Annotated in this window: 1 protein-coding gene and 1 pseudogene; one reads left to right on the forward strand and one right to left on the reverse strand. The window is 65.8% G+C overall.

Features of this window, described 5'->3' with window-relative positions:
• Positions 1–926 (reverse strand): annotated as a pseudogene (locus tag AC1D1X_RS23215) (PD-(D/E)XK nuclease family protein); the annotation flags it as partial.
• Positions 927–1,105: 179 nt separating this feature from the next.
• Between AC1D1X_RS23215 and trxA the strand changes: the two are divergent.
• A partial coding sequence (gene trxA / locus AC1D1X_RS23220) for a thioredoxin TrxA (protein WP_077594529.1) occupies positions 1,106–1,435 on the forward strand: 330 nt, incomplete at its 3' end.

Consider the following 1,435-nt stretch of genomic DNA (forward strand, 5'->3'; position numbering starts at 1 on the left):
AGGCTCATCAGAGCGGCGGCGGCGCGAGTGGTTGAAAGCTTCCAGCCGGTTTCATCGCGCATGGCGATGCCGCGCTCAGCGAGCATGGCGCCGACACGGCGTGTGAGTTGCCGGTCCTGCGCAATCAGCGCAACCGGGCTGCGGCCTTGCGCCAGATGCGCCAGCACGCAGGCGGCGGCGCGGCCCGCTTCGTCTTCGGCGTCTTGCGCAATGTGCAGCGCGGGCGGTGCCGAGGGCTCTTCGAGTGAGACGCACAGCGGGATGGAAACCGACCGGTCGCCGAAGTGCGCCTTGAGGGCCTCGGTAAGCGGGTCGGCCTGAAAGCCTTCCAGCACGGCGAGCAGCTGAGGTTTCGCCTGGAAAAGGCGGTCCGTGGGATAGGCGGACGCCGCCGCCCAGGCCAGCGCAATGCGCCCCACGGCAGCTTCGAGGGCCAGCACCGGCGAATCCAGGCCTGCTCCCAGCGTTAGCGCCAAGCGCTCGCTCCAGGCGCGGCGAGCGGCCGGCACGACGGCTGCGGCCACACCGGCCAGGCTCCACGCCGCTTCAACCAGCCGGCCCGCCAGCGCATCCTGCTGGGCGCCCAGGCCCGCGCGGCCCAGCAGCGATGCGGCTGTGAGCATGTCGACCGCCACATCCATGCGCAAATCGTCGCCTGAAGGCACATACAAGCCGAGCGTGCCGCCCAGGCCGCTGGCCCAGTTCATGGTGGTTTCAAAGYGGGGAACAAAAAATGTCTCGCCTGCCTGCGCAGCCCAGGCGCGGCGCGCCTGCTGGATCAGCTGGGCATAGGGCAGCAGCACCACGGCTTCTGCGGGATGGACGCCGCGCGCCTGCATCGCTTCTGCAAGCCGGCCCATGGCCTGGTGCCAGCACAGCGCATCAGGCGCGGACCATGCGGCATCAGAGGTTGGAACGGGTGGCATACAGAGGTTGGGGAAAAGAGGTTGGCAAGAAAGAAATGGGGCCGGAAGCCGCAAATTGAATAATCTCTATCGGCGCCATAGCCCCCGCGCGCCCGACCCGGCCACTTGCTTTCTGCCACAATGACTACAACTTTAGCCGTACCGTATCGTAACCATCCTAAACAGACAAAGGAGCCGCCATGGCGAGCGAACTGATCAAACATACCACCGATGCCACTTTCGAAGCCGACGTGCTGCAAGCCTCCAAACCCGTGCTGGTGGACTACTGGGCTGAATGGTGCGGTCCGTGCAAGATGATCGCGCCGATTCTGGACGAAGTGGCCACCGGTTACGACGGCCGCCTGCAGATCGCCAAGATGAACGTCGACGAAAACCGCGACATTCCCGCCAAGTTCGGTATCCGCGGCATCCCCACCCTGATGCTGTTCAAGGACGGCCAGCTGGCCGCCACCAAGGTCGGCGCCATGAGCAAGGCCCAGCTGACCGCCTTCATTGACCAGCAACTGGCC

This window comes from Polaromonas sp. P1_G4 (genome assembly GCF_056405475.1).